11 protein-coding genes are annotated in these 17,051 nt (G+C 53.6%); 4 read left to right on the forward strand and 7 right to left on the reverse strand.

From position 1 onward, the window contains the following. Nucleotides 1-58: 58 nt before the first annotated feature. Nucleotides 59-391, reverse strand: coding sequence for a thiosulfate sulfurtransferase GlpE (glpE, locus tag AOY24_RS08510; RefSeq protein ID WP_042998449.1), 333 nt, complete (start codon nt 389-391; stop codon nt 59-61). Between the two features lie 197 nt (nt 392-588). Here glpE and glpD point away from each other — a divergent pair, with 197 nt between their 5' ends. From glpD to AOY24_RS08530, 4 genes are all read left to right on the forward strand, one after another. Next, nucleotides 589-2,097: a glycerol-3-phosphate dehydrogenase gene (glpD, locus tag AOY24_RS08515; RefSeq protein ID WP_044253534.1), complete on the forward strand. Its 1,509-nt coding sequence runs from the start codon at nt 589-591 to the stop codon at nt 2,095-2,097. 410 nt (nt 2,098-2,507) lie between these two features. Continuing rightward, complete coding sequence (locus AOY24_RS08520) at nt 2,508-3,839, forward strand: MFS transporter (protein ID WP_044253536.1); 1,332 nt, start codon at nt 2,508-2,510, stop codon at nt 3,837-3,839. Next, nucleotides 3,836-5,551 (forward strand): dihydroxy-acid dehydratase, encoded by a 1,716-nt coding sequence (gene ilvD, locus AOY24_RS08525; RefSeq protein WP_044263849.1) that lies wholly within the window; start codon nt 3,836-3,838, stop codon nt 5,549-5,551. The genes AOY24_RS08520 and ilvD overlap by 4 nt, the downstream gene beginning before the upstream one ends. Nucleotides 5,552-5,604: 53 nt before the next feature. Then, nucleotides 5,605-6,510 (forward strand): dihydrodipicolinate synthase family protein, encoded by a 906-nt coding sequence (locus AOY24_RS08530; RefSeq protein WP_054176523.1) that lies wholly within the window; start codon nt 5,605-5,607, stop codon nt 6,508-6,510. Nucleotides 6,511-6,559: 49 nt separating this feature from the next. On the opposite strand, the gene AOY24_RS08535 is transcribed toward AOY24_RS08530, so the two are convergent. The 6 genes from AOY24_RS08535 to glgB form a co-directional block, all read right to left on the reverse strand. Continuing rightward, nucleotides 6,560-7,315 (reverse strand): IclR family transcriptional regulator, encoded by a 756-nt coding sequence (locus AOY24_RS08535; protein ID WP_042998453.1) that lies wholly within the window; start codon nt 7,313-7,315, stop codon nt 6,560-6,562. Nucleotides 7,316-7,443: 128 nt separating this feature from the next. Then, complete coding sequence (glgP, locus tag AOY24_RS08540) at nt 7,444-9,891, reverse strand: glycogen phosphorylase (RefSeq protein ID WP_042998454.1); 2,448 nt, start codon at nt 9,889-9,891, stop codon at nt 7,444-7,446. Between the two features lie 19 nt (nt 9,892-9,910). Further along, nucleotides 9,911-11,344, reverse strand: coding sequence for a glycogen synthase GlgA (gene glgA / locus AOY24_RS08545; RefSeq protein ID WP_042322968.1), 1,434 nt, complete (start codon nt 11,342-11,344; stop codon nt 9,911-9,913). 2 nt (nt 11,345-11,346) lie between these two features. Continuing rightward, complete coding sequence (gene glgC / locus AOY24_RS08550) at nt 11,347-12,639, reverse strand: glucose-1-phosphate adenylyltransferase (RefSeq protein ID WP_042998455.1); 1,293 nt, start codon at nt 12,637-12,639, stop codon at nt 11,347-11,349. Between the two features lie 17 nt (nt 12,640-12,656). Continuing rightward, the gene (gene glgX, locus AOY24_RS08555; protein ID WP_054176481.1) at nt 12,657-14,630 is read right to left on the reverse strand and encodes a glycogen debranching protein GlgX; all 1,974 of its coding nucleotides are present in this window, start codon (nt 14,628-14,630) and stop codon (nt 12,657-12,659) included. Further along, nucleotides 14,627-16,813, reverse strand: coding sequence for a 1,4-alpha-glucan branching enzyme (glgB, locus tag AOY24_RS08560; RefSeq protein WP_042998457.1), 2,187 nt, complete (start codon nt 16,811-16,813; stop codon nt 14,627-14,629). The genes glgX and glgB overlap by 4 nt, the downstream gene beginning before the upstream one ends. Nucleotides 16,814-17,051: the final 238 nt, after the last annotated feature.

Raw genomic sequence — 17,051 nt, forward strand, 5'->3', positions numbered from 1 at the left:
TCCATACAAAAGAGGACAGTATATATACCCTTCTAATTTCAAGCTGCATCTTTGTTGGCTATGAAGACGAACCGTATGCCACTTCGGCAGGGAAATGGCGATGCCAGGCGTCAAAACCGCCATCTACGCTGTAGACCGCGTCATAGCCTTGCTGAAGCAAATATTGCGCCGCGCCTTTACTGCTGTTGCCGTGGTAGCACATGACCAAAACCGCCGTATCGAAATCGTGATCGCGCATAAACGAGCCCAGCGTGTCGTTCGTCAGGTGAAATGCCTGGGGAGCATGCCCCATCGCATAACTTTGTGGATCGCGGATATCCACCAGTACCGCCGCGCCCTGATGCAGCTTCTGGTGCGCTTCTTCAACATTAATACATTCAAACTGATCCATACATTCTCTTCTTTATCGTGCAGGTGAAACGTTTTCGGCATTTTATCCGTTAGTGTACGTCCCCATGGGAGTGAAACGCCATAATGTTATATGTATCACTGTAAATTGTTTATTCGATGTTACCAATGGAGCGTTTCTTTGCTATTATGCTCGATAACGAACATTTATGAGCCATAACGAAAGCGCACGAGGGCAGCATGGAAACCAAAGATCTGATTGTGATAGGGGGAGGCATCAACGGTGCCGGTATCGCGGCAGATGCCGCTGGACGCGGTTTATCCGTGCTGATGCTGGAAGCGCAAGATCTTGCGTGCGCAACCTCCTCTGCCAGTTCTAAACTCATCCACGGTGGCTTGCGCTACCTGGAACACTACGAATTCCGGCTGGTGAGCGAAGCGCTGGCTGAACGCGAAGTGCTGCTGAAAATGGCCCCGCATATTGCCTTCCCAATGCGCTTTCGCCTGCCGCATCGCCCTCACCTGCGTCCGGCATGGATGATTCGTATTGGTCTGTTTATGTACGATCATTTAGGTAAACGCACCAGCTTACCGGGTTCTGCCGGTTTGCGTTTTGGCGCAGAGTCGGTACTGAAACCGGAAATTGTGCGCGGTTTCGAATATTCCGACTGCTGGGTCGACGATGCGCGTCTGGTGCTGGCCAATGCCCAGATGGTGGTGCGAAAAGGTGGGGAAGTGTTAACCCGCACTCGTGCAACCTCTGCGCGTCGCGAAAACGGTCTGTGGATCGTCGAAGCCGAAGATATCGATACCGGTAAGACATTCACCTGGCAGGCGCGTGGGCTGGTCAACGCCACGGGTCCGTGGGTGAAAGAATTTTTCGACGAAGGTATGCATCTGCCTTCGCCATACGGTATTCGCCTGATCAAAGGTAGCCACATCGTGGTGCCGCGCGTCCATACCCAGAAACAAGCCTACATTCTGCAAAACGAAGATAAACGCATTGTGTTTGTTATTCCGTGGATGGATGAGTTCTCCATCATCGGCACCACCGACGTCGAGTACAAAGGCGATCCAAAAGCGGTAAAAATCGACGAAAGCGAAATCAATTACCTGCTGAAAGTGTACAACGCGCACTTTAAGAAACAGCTTGGTCGTGACGATATCGTCTGGACCTATTCCGGCGTGCGTCCGCTGTGCGACGACGAATCCGATTCACCGCAGGCCATCACCCGTGATTACACGCTGGATATTCATGACGAAAATGGCAAAGCGCCGCTGCTTTCTGTCTTCGGCGGTAAACTGACCACCTACCGTAAGCTCGCCGAGCACGCGATGGAGAAACTGTCGTCGTACTATCAGGGCATTGGCCCGGCATGGACCAAAGACTGCGTGCTGCCAGGCGGTGAAATCGGTGGCGATCGCGAAGACTACGCGGCGAGACTGCGCCGTCGTTATCCGTTCCTGACCGAATCGCTGGCGCGCCATTACTCACGCACCTACGGAAGCAACACAGAGTGGATCCTCGGCGAAGCCACCTCTGTCGCGGATTTAGGCGAAGATTTCGGCCATGAGTTCTACGAAGCAGAGCTGAAATATCTGGTAGACCACGAATGGGTTCGCCGTGCAGACGATGCGCTGTGGCGTCGTACCAAAGAAGGGATGTGGCTCAACGCCGAACAGCAGTCTCGCATGACCCAGTGGCTGGCAGAGTACGTCGCGAAACATCAGCTTTCACTGGCATCGTAATCTCCTCACGCCCGATAGCGACACGCTATCGGGCGTTTTTATGTTTCCCTCTACAACACAACGCGCACTGCGGTAACGAAACACTTACTTCCCCGCCCCTGAAATCCTCAAAAAACACCGCCATTCCCCGTATGGAATACGTTGCCTGTTCGCGTGTGCGTTCTTTATCCGGCGAAAATCGGTAACCAGAATCAGCCTGTCAGCCATTCCCCTTTGTTTTCAACCCTCTTTTTTTTCGTGCCAGAACACTTTCCGGTGAGTGTTGCAGCAGGATATGAAGCAAATCACAAAATATAACCTTGCTGAGAATATGGAATTGACGCTCAAAATTTATCCCCTCATAGTATCTGCATACAGAACAATAGTTCTCTATACAGAACAAACTACCTCTACTATTAAGGGATGCGCTAATGAGCATTGAACTCGATAAACCAACTACGCGAGGGCGCTGGCTGCACATCATTCCAGCCACCATCCTCGTTTATATCGTGGCTTACATGGACAGGACGAACATCGCAATTGGGATTGCGGGAGGAATGGACGAAGACCTGGGGATGACCGCCTCGTTTGCCGGTCTGGTCGCCGGTATTTTCTTTATTGGTTATATCTTTTTGCAAATTCCCGGCGGTCAAATTGCGGAACGATACAGTGCCAAGAAATTAATCGCCTGGACCATCGTCGCATGGGGCGGGTTCGCGCTGCTGACAGGCTTCGTCCAGACTCCAACCCAATTACTGATTATCCGCTTTGTCCTTGGCGTCGCTGAGGGTGCGGTCTATCCCGCTATTCTGGCGCTGATCGGTCACTGGTTCCCTAATGAAGAACGCGCAAGAGCGATTGCCTATTTCCAGATGAACCTTGCCGTGGCCTCAATCATCACCGGGCCGCTTTCCGGCTGGCTGATCGAAACCTATGGCTGGCGAGAAATGTTCATCATCGAAGGCTTACTTTCTCTCGGCCTGCTGTTCGTCTGGCTGCCTTTGGTTTCTGACCATCCTCATCAGGCCAAATGGCTGGATCCTAAAGAGCGCGCCTGGATCGAACAGAAACTGCAGGCCGATCGCGCACTGACGATCGCCGGTGAGACAAGCAGCATTCGCAATGTTCTGAGCAGCATTAACTTATGGAAACTGATCGGTATCTATTTCTTCGTGCAGGTTGGTTTCTACGGCTTCGCCCTCTGGATGCCAAACCTGATTAAACACCTGACCGGCAGCGGAATGACTATCGTCGGCTTACTGACTGCGGCACCGTACATTTTGTGCATCGTCGGTCAGTACTACATTGCCAAATGGTGCGACAAAACCATGAATCGCCGCCTCTATACGGCAATTCCGTTGCTGGGCTTTGCCGCCTGTCTCGCACTCTCCCTGCTGTTGAAAGATAACATCTGGCTGGCGTACGGCATGATGGTCATCTGCGGCTTCTTCCTGCAGGCCTATGCGGGACCGTTCTGGACATTACCGCCATTACTCTTCTCTCCCAACGTGCTGGGCGGCGTACGCGGCACCATCAACGCATTAGGCAACATTGGCGGTTTTATTGGTCCTTATCTGGTGGGCCTGTTAACCGTCACATTCTCACAAACCGCAGGGATGACGGTGCTGGTTGCCGCACTCCTCATCGCCGTCGCGCTGCTGTTCAGTTTACCTTCGGTTACTGCCCGTCCTGCAGGCAGTAGCAACCCTCATCATGCATCGGCGCCTGAGACGTCGCTCAAACAAGAAGGAATCGCCAAATGAGTCAGAAATGCCAACACGCCCGTGACCTGTGGTCACAACTGGACGCCCTGCGTCTGGGGATGAATTACACCAAAGAAGATGTCAATAAACTGCAGGTTCTGGTGGATGATTGCTATGGCGAAAGTCATCCCGGTAGCTTTCATCTTAATCATCTGGGCGATGAAGCCGTCTTAGGCATTCACGAAAGCGGCGGTCGTGCCGTTCGTCACCACGTGACCGATATTTGTGATGGCTGGGGTCAGGGTCATGACGGGATGAACTATATCTTAGCCTCCCGTGAGGCTATCGCGAACATGGTCGAAATTCATGCTTCCGTCGTACCATACGATGCCGGTATCTTGATCTCCAGTTGTGATAAATCGATCCCGGCGCATCTGATCGCCGCTGCGCGCCTGAATCTTCCGATGCTGCATATCCCCGGCGGCTCAATGCGTCCGGCACCGAATATGAGCACGTCCGATCTCGGTGGTATTACCGCCAAACTCAAGAAAGGCGAGATAGGCATCCAGCAGGTGGAAGCCATGCAGCAGTGCGGTTGCCCGACAGCAGGCGCGTGCCAGTTTATGGGCACCGCCAGCACGATGCAGTGCATGTCTGAAGCGCTCGGTCTTGCCTTACCGGGAAGCGCATTGCTGCCCTCGACACTGGCGGAAATTCGCCGCATCGCGCGAAACGCCGGTCATCAGGCGTTATACCTGGCAGAGAAAAATATCACGACGCAGAAAATTCTCACGCCTGCCGCCTTTGAAAACGCCATTAAGGTCCATGCCGCCATCGGTGGCAGCACCAACGCCATGATCCATCTCCCGGCGATCGCCCATGAACTGGGTTGGGAACTGAAACCTGAGTTGTTTGACCAGATAAACAATGAGATCCCTTACCTCACCAACATTCAACCCAGCGGTCAGTATGTGACTGAAATGATGTGGTTCGCGGGCGGCGTGCCGATGGTGCAATGGTATCTTCGCGACTATCTGGATCTGGATGTCCTGACGGTGACTGGCCGGACGCTGGGGGAAAACCTGGAAATGCTCCATCAGTCCGGTTTCTTTACCCGCAACCACGGTTATTTGAGTAATTATCGGGTCAGCCCGGAAGAGGTGATTCGTAAGCCGGAAAACGCCACCAAGAAAGGGTCGATTGCCGTGTTAAAAGGCAATATCGCACCAGAAGGCGCAGTCATTAAATATGCCGCCTGCGCGCCAGAGATGCACCACCATACCGGCCCTGCGCGCGTTTTCAATTCGGAAGAGGATGCCCAGCAAGCCATTATTCATAACCACATCGAACCGGGTGATGTCATTTTTATCCGTTATGAAGGGGCTAAAGGTTCGGGAGCACCGGAGATGCTCATGACCACAGACGCGATTGTTTACGACAAACGTCTTGATGGCAAAGTCGCCCTGATTACCGATGGTCGTTTCTCCGGCGCAACCAGCGGCCCTTGCGTCGGCCATGTTTCACCGGAAGCCGCCGATGGCGGTCCCATTGCGCTTGTCGAAGACGGCGACCTCATCGAAATGGACGTCAAGGGGCGCAAGCTCAACATTGTGGGTATTCACGGTGAGTACAAAACAGAAGAAGAAATTCAGCACTGTCTTGAACGCCGTCGGACAAACTGGACAAAACCGGATTATTCAAATCGACGCGGCGTCTTTAAGCAATTTACGACCAACGCAACCTCATTAATGGCGGGAGCCTGGATTAAATAACGTCCCTGGTGGGCGGCATTATCGCCAGCCCACCTGCTTTTAAGGATAAAATCATTATGCAAACTGAAAAATTCAACGGTGTCTTTCCGCCTGTTCCGACCATTGTTAATGCCCAGGGGAAATTAGATAAGAAAGGGATGGCGACCTTACTTGACCATCTTATTGCGAACGAGGTTAATGGCGTATTATTACTTGGCAGCGGCGGTGAGTTCTGCCATATGACAAAAGAGCAGCGTCTGGAAGCCGCTGAGTTTTGCGTTCAACATATCAATCATCGAATTCCGGTGTTGTTAGGGATCAGCAGTACCAGCACGCAAGACGTCATTGATTACGGTCGGCATGCTGACAGTCTGGAAGTCGATGCCGTACTGGTCCTCAATCCTTATTATGCACGACTGACCGATGAGTATATTTATCACCATTTCAAAACTGTCGCCGAAAGTATCAACACGCCGGTTATCCTCTATAACTTTCCGGCGCTTACCGGCCAGGATCTCAGCATTGATTTAATTACCCGGCTGGCACATGACATTCCCAATATCATTGGCATTAAAGATACCGTGGATAACATTAGCCATATTCGCGAAATTATCAATACCGTACGACCGGCTCGCCCTGATTTTGTTATTTTCTCTGGTTACGATGAATATATGATGGACACGTTGATCCTGGGAGGAAATGGCGGGATCCCTGCAACTGCTAACTTTGCTCCGCAGTTAACCTGTGGAATTTATCGTGCCTGGCGCGAAAAAGAATATGAGACCTTGTTTCGCCTGCAACGTCGACTGTCTGCGTTATCAACTATTTACAGTCTGGATACGCCTTTCTTCGGGATTATCAAAAAAGCCATTCAACTCAGTGGCATTGATATCTCGGTTGAGGTCATGCCGCCAGTGCAACCGGCAAATGAGGCACATATCACCAGCCTGAAAAAGGTTCTACAGCGCGCCGGGTTGTAACTCTCATCAGCGGGCTTAGCGCCCGCCTTTTCATTTAGCAGCGAAAAGACTAGCGCAACATCGACGACAGGCGACGACTGGCATCCATCATCTGCATGGCAAGCGTTTCTCGTTTATCATCCGGGATCTGGAACGCGACGCCTGACACACTCAAGGCCGCCACCACCTTCCCTTCGGCATTAAATATGGGCACCGCGATACAACGGACGCCTAAAGAATCTTCTTCGTTATCATAGCCCCAACCGCGCTGACGGATCCCGGCTAATTCCTGCTTGAGGATATCCACATCGGTAATCGTCGTTTCGGTATAGCGCGTCAGAACCTGATCGGGCGGCAGCAACTCATCCAGCTCTTCCGAATTAAGCCAGGCAATCAGCACTTTCCCCAGACCAGAACTGTGCAGCGAAAGGCGCTTGCCCTCCCAACTACGGATCACAATTGCCTGTGGGCTTTCCAGCTTGAGAAGATAAATAGGAGAGTCGCCTTCAAGTACGCCAAGATGACAGGTTAAACCCGTCGCATTACGAATTTCTTCCAGTACGGGCAGCGCGATTTTTTTAATATCGTACTGTTCAGCGGCTTTATTCCCTAATTCGTAGAGCCGTAACCCAAGATAATATTTGTCTTTTTCCTGACGCAATAAGCCATGCGCAACCATGCCCGTCAGTAAAGAAGAGGTACTGCTTTTTGCGATTCCTGAATTTTGATGAATTTGCGTGAACGTCGCGCCATCGCATTCCATCAGATAAGCGAAGACGCGCATAATTTTGTCGAGGGCAGGAATCGATGTTGTGATTTTTTTCATATACTTATCAATTAATTATAATTAATTCCTCGGACACTATACACCAGCAGACGGTTATTATTCCATATCAATGCGCAATCACCGCGCACAAAAAAGGAGCCCGAAGGCTCCTTTTTTAACATGACGACTTACAACCGTACCGGATCAATATGCCAGATGTGGTCAGCATACTCCTGGATGGTCCTGTCAGAGGAGAAGTAGCCCATGTTGGCGATATTGAGCATCGCTTTGGCGGTCCACTCTTCCGGACGTCCGTACAGGTCGTCCACCTTGTCCTGACAATCGACATAGCTGCGGTAGTCCGCCAGTACCTGATAGTGATCGCCGAAGTTGATCAGCGAATCCACCAGATCACGATAACGCCCAGGCTCTTCCGGGCTGAACATGCCGCTGCCGATTTGGGTCAGCACCTGATGCAGTTCCTCATCTTTATCGTAATATTCACGCGGTTTATAGCCCTGCCTGCGCAGTTCTTCGACCTCTTCTGCCGTGTTACCAAAGATAAAGATGTTCTCTTCGCCAACGTGTTCCAGCATCTCCACGTTCGCCCCGTCCAGCGTACCAATAGTCAACGCGCCGTTGAGTGCGAACTTCATGTTGCTGGTGCCGGAGGCTTCGGTCCCCGCCAGCGAAATCTGCTCAGACAGATCTGCCGCCGGAATGATCAGCTGTGCCAGGCTCACGCTGTAGTTGGGGATAAACACCACTTTCAGCTTATCGCCAATCTGCGGATCGTTATTGATGACTTTCGCGACGTCATTAATCAGGTGAATGATGTGCTTCGCCATGTAATAGGCCGATGCGGCCTTACCGGCAAAAATATTCACCCGCGGCACCCACTGCGCATCAGGATTAGCCTTGATTCGGTTGTAGCGCGTAATCACGTGCAGCACATTCATTAACTGACGCTTGTACTCATGAATGCGCTTGATCTGGACATCAAACAGCGATTTCGGATTCACCACCACGTTGAGTTGCTGCGCGATATAGTTTGCCAGCCGCTTTTTGTTTTCCAGCTTCGCCTGACGCACCGCATGATTGACCAGCGGGAAATCGCAGTGCTGTTCAAGTTCATGCAGTTGGCTCAGATCGGTACGCCATGTACGGCCAATGTTCTCGTCCAGAACGCCGGAAAGCGACGGGTTTGCCAACGCCAACCAGCGGCGCGGCGTCACTCCATTCGTCACGTTGCAGAAACGGGTCGGGAAAATGGTCGCAAAATCCGCGAACAGCGACTGCACCATCAGGTTAGAGTGCAACTCGGAAACACCATTCACCTTATGACTCACCACCACCGCCAGCCACGCCATACGTACGCGGCGACCATTGGACTCGTCAATGATCGACGCGCGTCCCAGCAGACCGGTATCGTTCGGATACTGCTCCTGCAACGTTTTCAGGAAGTAGTCGTTAATTTCAAAGATGATCTGCAGATGGCGCGGCAGGATTTTGCCCAGCATATCCACCGGCCAGGTTTCCAGTGCTTCGCTCATCAGCGTGTGGTTGGTGTAGGAAAAAACCTGGCAGCACACTTCAAACGCGTCGTCCCAGGTGAACTGATGTTCGTCAATCAGCAGACGCATCAGCTCCGGGATCGACAGCACCGGGTGCGTGTCATTCAGGTGAATGGCAATCTTATCCGCGAGGTTGTCGTAGGTTTTGTGCAACTGATAGTGACGGCTCAGGATATCCTGCACCGTTGCCGAGACCAGGAAATACTCCTGACGCAGACGCAGTTCGCGTCCGGAATAGGTGGAGTCATCCGGATACAGCACGCGCGACACGTTCTCGGAGTGGTTTTTATCTTCCACGGCGGCGAAGTAATCGCCCTGGTTGAATTTACCGAGGTTAATTTCGCTACTGGCCTGCGCATTCCACAGACGCAGCGTGTTGGTGGCGTCAGTGTCATAACCGGGGATAATCTGGTCGTAGGCGACCGCGAGGATCTCTTCGGTTTCAAGCCAGCGTGTTTTCTTGCCTTCCTGCTGAATACGTCCGCCAAAGCGAACTTTGTACCGCGTGTTATGGCGTTTGAATTCCCACGGGTTACCATATTCCAGCCAGTAATCAGGAGACTCTTTCTGTCGCCCATCGACGATGTTCTGCTTGAACATCCCGTAGTCGTAGCGGATACCATAGCCACGCCCCGGCAGCCCTAAGGTTGCCAGCGAATCCAGGAAACAGGCAGCCAGCCGCCCGAGACCGCCGTTACCGAGACCCGGGTCGTTTTCTTCATCGATGAGTTCTTCAAGATCTAATCCCATCGCTTCCAGCGCGCCCTGGACATCGTCATAAATCCCCAACGATAACAGCGCATTGGAAAGGGTACGTCCAATCAGGAACTCCATCGACAGGTAATAAACCTGGCGGGTTTCCTGGGACAGTTGGGCTCGGTTAGAACGCAGCCAGCGCTCCACAAGACGATCGCGCACCGCAAACAGCGTCGCGTTCAGCCATTCATGCTTATTGGCAATAACCGGGTCTTTACCAATCGTGAACATCAGCTTGTAAGCGATAGAGTGCTTAAGCGCTTCTACGCTCAGCGTCGGCGATGCATAGGTAAATGGAGCATTCATAATGATGATTCCTGAATATCTATTTCAAGCGATAGTAAAGCTCGCGGTATGACTTCGCCGCGACTTGCCAGCTAAAATCCATCGCCATCGCTTGCCGTTGCACAAACCGCCAGAGCGAAGGTCGAGACCACAGCACGAAAGCGCGCCGGATAGCCCGTAGCAGGGACCAGGCGTTGCTGTCCTCAAACACAAACCCGCTGGCGATGCCATCGGCAAGATTTTCCAGCGAGCTGTCGGACACCGTATCTGCCAGTCCACCGGTACGCCGTACCAGCGGCAACGTACCGTACTTCAGCCCGTAGAGTTGCGTTAAGCCGCACGGTTCAAAGCGGCTCGGTACCAGAATGACGTCCGCGCCGCCCATGATGCGGTGCGAAAACGCTTCGTGATAGCCAATCTGCACACCGACCTGACCGGGATATTCGGCAGCGGCGGCAAGGAAACCTTCCTGCAACACCGGATCGCCCGCCCCCAGCAGTGCGAGTTGTCCGCCCTGCTCCAGCAGGCCCGGCAACGCCTCCAGCACCAGGTCCAGCCCCTTCTGGCTGGTCAGGCGACTGACGACGGCAAACAGCGGAACCTTGTCATTGACCTTGAGTCCCATTGCTATCTGCAACTGGCGTTTGTTTTCCGCCTTCTCTTCCAGCGAATCCCGCGTATAGCGCGACGCCAGCAAGAGATCCGTCTCTGGACTCCAGATTTTCTCATCCACCCCGTTCAGAACGCCAGAAAGCCGCCCTTCACGATGGCGCTGTTGCAGCAACCCTTCCATACCGTAGGCAAACTGCGGCTCGGTGATCTCCCGCGCATAGGTCGGGCTGACCGCCGTGATGTGGTCGGCGTAGTACAGACCGGCCTTCAGGAATGAAATCTGACCGTTAAACTCCAGCCCATGCATGTTAAAGAACGACCATGGCAGTTGGATGTCATTCATATGCTGTGCATAAAACATGCCCTGATACGCCAGGTTGTGCACGGTAAACACCGATTTCGCCGGACGTCCGCGCGCGGCCAGATACGCAGGCGCCAGGCCAGCATGCCAGTCGTGCGCATGCACCACGTCCGGGCGCCAGAATGGATCAAGCCCACAGGCCATTTCACATCCTACCCATCCCAGCAGCGCAAAACGCAGTACGTTATCGGTGTAGGCAAACAGGTTCGTATCGTGATACGGACTCCCCGGACGATCGTAAAGATGCGGGGCATCAATCAGGTAAATCCCCACACCGTTGTAATGACCAAACAGCAGACTAATCCTGCCCGCGAATGTGTCGCGACGGCTGACTACTTGCGCATCCGTGATGCCCCGACGAATGTCGGGAAACGCGGGCAGCAAAACGCGGGCATCAACACCATCCGCGATTTGCGCCGCCGGCAACGCGCCAATCACATCTGCCAGACCACCTGTTTTCAACAGGGGAAACATCTCCGAACATACATGTAAAACCTGCATTCTCACTCCTGTTTGACCTGCAGTTTGCGCAGCATTTCGCGCGTCACCAGCACAATGCCTTCCTCGGAGCGGTAGAAGCGACGGGCATCTTCTTCCGCATTTTCGCCAATCACCATGCCTTCAGGGATAACGCAGGCGCGATCGATAATGCAGCGGCGCAAGCGACATGAGCGGCCAACCCAGACTTCAGGTAACAACACTGCCGAATCAATATTACAGAATGAATTCACCCGCACGCGCGGGAACAGAACGGACTGCACTACGACGGAACCGGAAATAATACAGCCGCCCGAAACCAGTGAGTTCAGCGTCATGCCGTGGCTTCCCGAGCGGTCCTGCACAAATTTCGCCGGCGGTAGCGATTCCATGTGGGTGCGAATCGGCCAGTTCTGATCGTACATATCCAGTTCCGGGGTCACGGATGCCAGATCGAGGTTTGCTTTCCAGTAGGCTTCCAGCGTTCCGACGTCACGCCAGTACGGCTCGGACTCAGGATCCGACTGAACGCAGGACAACGGGAAAGGATGTGCATAAGCCATGCCAGCTTTGGTGACTGTCGGAATAATATCTTTGCCGAAGTCATGGCTTGAACCTTCGTCGCTGTCATCCTTTTCCAGCAACTCATAAAGGTAATCAGCATCAAAAATGTAGATCCCCATGCTGGCGAGCGATTTCGTGGCATCGCCTGGCATGGCGGGTGGGTTCGCCGGTTTTTCCACGAACTCAATAATCTTATCGTTTTCATCGACCGCCATTACGCCGAACGCGCTGGCCTCTTCGATCGGCACCGGCATACAGGCGACGGTGCAGCGCGCGCCTTTCTCGACGTGGTCGATCAGCATGCGGGAGTAATCTTGCTTATAGATATGGTCACCCGCCAGGATCACCACATATTCCGCCTTATAGCGACGGATGATATCCAGGTTCTGCGTCACCGCATCCGCCGTGCCGCGATACCAGTTTTCGCCCTGCATTCTTTGTTGAGCAGGCAGCAAATCGACAAACTCATTCATCTCCTCGCTGAAGAACGACCAACCACGCTGAATATGCTGTACCAGAGTGTGAGATTGATATTGCGTGATGACGCCAATACGGCGGATCCCGGAGTTAAGACAGTTGGATAACGCAAAATCAATAATGCGAAACTTACCACCAAAGTGAACGGCCGGTTTTGCACGTTTGTTGGTTAAATCTTTCAGACGAGTGCCACGTCCGCCCGCCAGAATCAGGGCAACCGATTTCAACGGCAACTGGCGCGCCAACATTAAACGATCATTCTTCTCTAAACTCACCATGACTAACTCCTTTTTGATCATCTCTGGAACACACACAGTCCGTGCGCAGGTCCCGGCCAGACAGCCGTAATTACCGGATTATCCTCTCCGGCAAACGGGGGAACAGCGCGCCATTCCCCTTCAGGTAAAACAATTTCAGCAGTATCAAGCGCAGCATTGATGGCAATAAGAAAACGATCCGACAGCAGGATTTGCATCTGCATTGGCCCGTTTTGCCATTCATCCGCACTCAGTGGTTGCGCGTAGCGATTAAGCCAGCGCACGTTGCCATCTCCCTCTTCCCACCAGTAGTCTCCCACCAGCGCCGGGATTTGCTGGCGCAGTTTGATTAATGCGGCGGTAAAATCGATTAATCCCCCGCTCGCCTGCGACCAGTCCAGCCAGGTCAACGCATTGTCCTGGCAATAGGCGTTGTTGTTGCCATGCTGACTGTGTCCGTGTTCATCACCGGCCAGCAACATGGGCGTTCCCTGAGAAAGTAAAAGCGTCGTCAGCAACGCATGAATGCTGTCGCGGCGACGTTCGACGACCTCCAGAGTGCCGCCTAATCCTTCTTTACCATGATTATTGCTATGGTTATTGTCGGTTCCGTCCCGATTTTCCTCTCCGTTTGCCTCATTGTGTTTCTGATTGAAACAAACGCAGTCTCTGAGCGTAAAACCGTCATGCGCGGTGACCAGATTGACGGAAGCGGAAGGTTTGCGTCCATCGCGCTTAAACACGTCGCTGGAGGCCGCAAAACGCCCGGCAAACTCGCCGAGCGACACATTGCGCTGTAGCCAGAAGCGGCGTGACGCATCGCGAAAATGATCGTTCCACTCCGCGAACGGCGCAGGGAAATTCCCCACCTGATACCCACCGGCCCCGATATCCCAGGGTTCAGCGATAAGCTTAACGCCGGACAGCACCGGGCACTGTTTGATGGCGGTAAACAATGGTGCATCCTGGCTAAACGCCGGCGTACGCCCCATCACCGATGCCAGATCAAAACGAAAACCATCGACATGGCAGGTTTCAACCCAGTAACGCAGGCATTCAAGGGCATACTCCACCACGCAAGGATGGCTGAGATTGAGCGTGTTACCGCAACCGGTCCAGTTGTGATAATCGCCATCTTCTCTGATCCAATAATAGCTACGGTTGTCGATTCCGCGCAGGGAGATGAGCGGCCCGTCCCGATCCAGCTCAGCGCTGTGGTTGAGTACAATGTCGAGAATGACCTCAATGCCGGCTTTGTGCAGCGCCTTAACAGCATCGCGAAATTCATCCAGTGCCGTCTCTGGCGAGCAGGCATAGGCTGGATGCAGCGCAAACAGCGCGACGGGGTTGTAGCCCCAATAGTTCGACAACCCCAGCCGTTGTAAACGCGGTTCACTGGCGAAATGCGCCACGGGCAACAATTCCAGCGCGGTAATCCCCAAATGCTTCAGATAATCGATCATCACCGGATGACCAAGCGCGTGGTACGTGCCGCGAATCTCTGCCGGGATTTGCGGATGCAGGTAGGTTAAACCTTTGACATGTGCCTCATAGATGACGGTATTGCCCCACGGCGTGCGCGGCGGGGCATCGTCTTCCCAGTCATAGCGATCGACGGTCACCACGCACTTCGGCGCAATGGCGACGTTATCGCGATGATCCGGCTGGTCATAACCCGCATGCATCAGCGGGTCATCTTTCAGGTCGCCCTCTACGCGACGCGCGCAAGGATCAATCAACAGCTTAGCCGGATTAAACCAGTGACCCTGCGCTGGCTGCCACGTCCCATGCACGCGGTAGCCATAACGCAGACCGGGACGGGCGTCGGCCAGATAGCCGTGCCAGACATCTCCGGTGCGCGCTGGCAGGTCGTAGCGCTGCTCATTGCCCGACGCGTCAAACACACACAGCTCAACGCGCTCGGCATGGGCGGAAAAGAGCGTGAAATTCACGCCATGTCCGTCATACGTTGCGCCATGCGGTGTGGCGTTACCGGCAACCAGTTGCGTCATTCCGCCTCCCGAACCAGCCAGATTGTCGACAGCGGCGGCAGCGTCAGACTCAGGGATTGCGGGCGTCCGTGGCTGGAAATCTCATCGGTATGGACCGCCCCGCCGTTCCCGGCATTGCTGCCGTGGTAGTGCATCGAGTCAGTATTGAGAATTTCGCGCCATTTACCCGGCTGATTGACGCCAAAGCGGTAATCGTGACGCGGCACCGGCGTGAAGTTGCTGGCGACGATAATTTCGTTCCCGACCTTATCGCGACGGACAAAAATCAGTACTGAACGTTCTTTATCATCGACAACCAGCCATTCGAAGCCGTAAGGGTCAAAGTCGAGCTCATGTAACGCTTTGTGGTGACGATAGGTCAGGTTGAGGTCGCGCACCAGACGCTGCACACCGTGGTGCCAGTTGTCGCCGCCTTCCAGCAAATGCCAGTCAAGGCTGGCGTCATGGTTCCACTCGCGCCCCTGAGCGAATTCGTTGCCCATAAACAGCAGTTTTTTACCCGGGAAGGCCCACATCCAGCCATAGTAAGCGCGCAGGTTGGCAAATTTCTGCCACGCGTCGCCCGGCATGCGGTCGAGAATCGATTTCTTACCGTGGACCACTTCGTCATGCGACAACGGCAGAACGAAGTTTTCGGTATAGTTGTAGAGCATGCCGAAGGTCAGCTTATCGTGATGATATTGACGATAAACCGGATCCAGCTTCATGTAATCAAGGGTGTCGTGCATCCAGCCAAGGTTCCACTTGTACCAGAAACCCAGACCGCCCATATCCTGCGGTCGGGAGACGCCCGCGAAATCCGTCGACTCTTCCGCCATGCTCACCGCCCCCGGCACCTGCTCACCGAGAATGCGGTTGGTATTGCGTAAAAACTCAATCGCTTCCAGGTTTTCGCGGCCGCCGAATTCATTCGGGATCCACTCGCCCTCTTTGCGACTGTAATCGCGATAAATCATCGACGCCACGGCATCCACGCGCAGGGCGTCAATACCAAAGCGTTCAATCCAGTACAGGGCGTTGCCTACCAGATAGTTACTGACTTCACGACGACCGTAGTTGTAGATCAGCGTGTTCCAGTCCTGGTGATACCCTTCGCGCGGGTCGCTATGCTCGTACAGTTTGGTGCCATCGAACTCCGCGAGAGCAAAATCATCCGACGGAAAGTGGCCCGGCACCCAGTCAAGGATGACGTTCAAGCCCGCCTGATGCGCGGCGTTCACGAAATAACGGAAATCATCGCGCGTGCCAAAACGACGCGTTGGCGCATAAAGTCCCGTTGGCTGATAACCCCAACTGCCGTCAAACGGATGCTCATTCACCGGCAGCAGTTCGAGATGGGTAAAGCCCATCCATTTCACGTACGGGATGAGCTGGTCAGCCAGCTCGCGATAGCTCAGCCAGAAGTTGTTGTCGGTATGGCGACGCCATGAACCCAGATGGACTTCATAAATGGAGATTGGCGCGTCAAACTGGTTCGCTTTTTTGCGCGCCTCGGTCTGTTCCACTTTTTCGGGCAGACCGCAAATGAGCGAGGCCGTTTCCGGACGCATCTGTGCTTCAAAGGCGTAAGGGTCGGCTTTCACCCGCAGATTACCGTTGGCGTCGATCATCTCATATTTGTAGAGCTGACCATGCTGTGCGCCGGGGATAAACAGTTCCCAGATGCCGCTTTCTTTGCGCAGACGCATCGGGTGACGGCGACCATCCCAGAAGTTAAATTGTCCGACTACGGAAACGCGGCGCGCGTTCGGCGCCCAGACGGAGAAACGCGTCCCCGTGACGCCATCCATGGTGTCCGCGTGCGCCCCCAGCGTTTCATACGGACGCAAATGGGTGCCTTCCGACAGCAGCCAGGCATCCATATCCTGAATAAGAGGACCAAAACGGTAGGGATCATCAATCAGATTTTGCTGGCCGTGCCAGACAACAGCGAGCTGGTAGCGAAAAGGATTTTTACGGCGAGGTAATACACCGCTGAAAAAACCGCGTGAGTCGAGGCAGTCCAGTTTGCCGACTTTGCGCCCGGTTTTAGGTTCGATCACCCACACTTCAGTGGCGTCAGGTAAAAGCGCGCGGACTTCGAGTCCGGCTGAGGTCTGGTGCATACCGAGTACGGAAAAAGGATCCGCAAAATGGCCTGCGATTAGCGCATTAATCACGTCTCTATCGATACGATCGGACATGGTTTTCATCCTGTTTTTTGGTGTCACTCCTCCAACTGATTTTCGGCATCAGTCAGCGACACTTTTTTTGACCTGAACGGTGCAGCACAATTGTGCATCCTCTCTGCCCCGTCCTACCTTCAGGTAAAGCCCTGATACTGAGATCAGGACACCCTTAAAGAATAGCCAACACTTTCATTAACTCCTGCATAAAGACTATACATTTGCGTTTACTCCTTTTTTACGCATAAAAAGGGGT

The sequence above is a fragment of the Citrobacter sp. CtB7.12 genome, assembly GCF_001297795.1.
GTDB classification, from domain to species: Bacteria; Pseudomonadota; Gammaproteobacteria; order Enterobacterales; family Enterobacteriaceae; genus Citrobacter_A; species Citrobacter_A amalonaticus.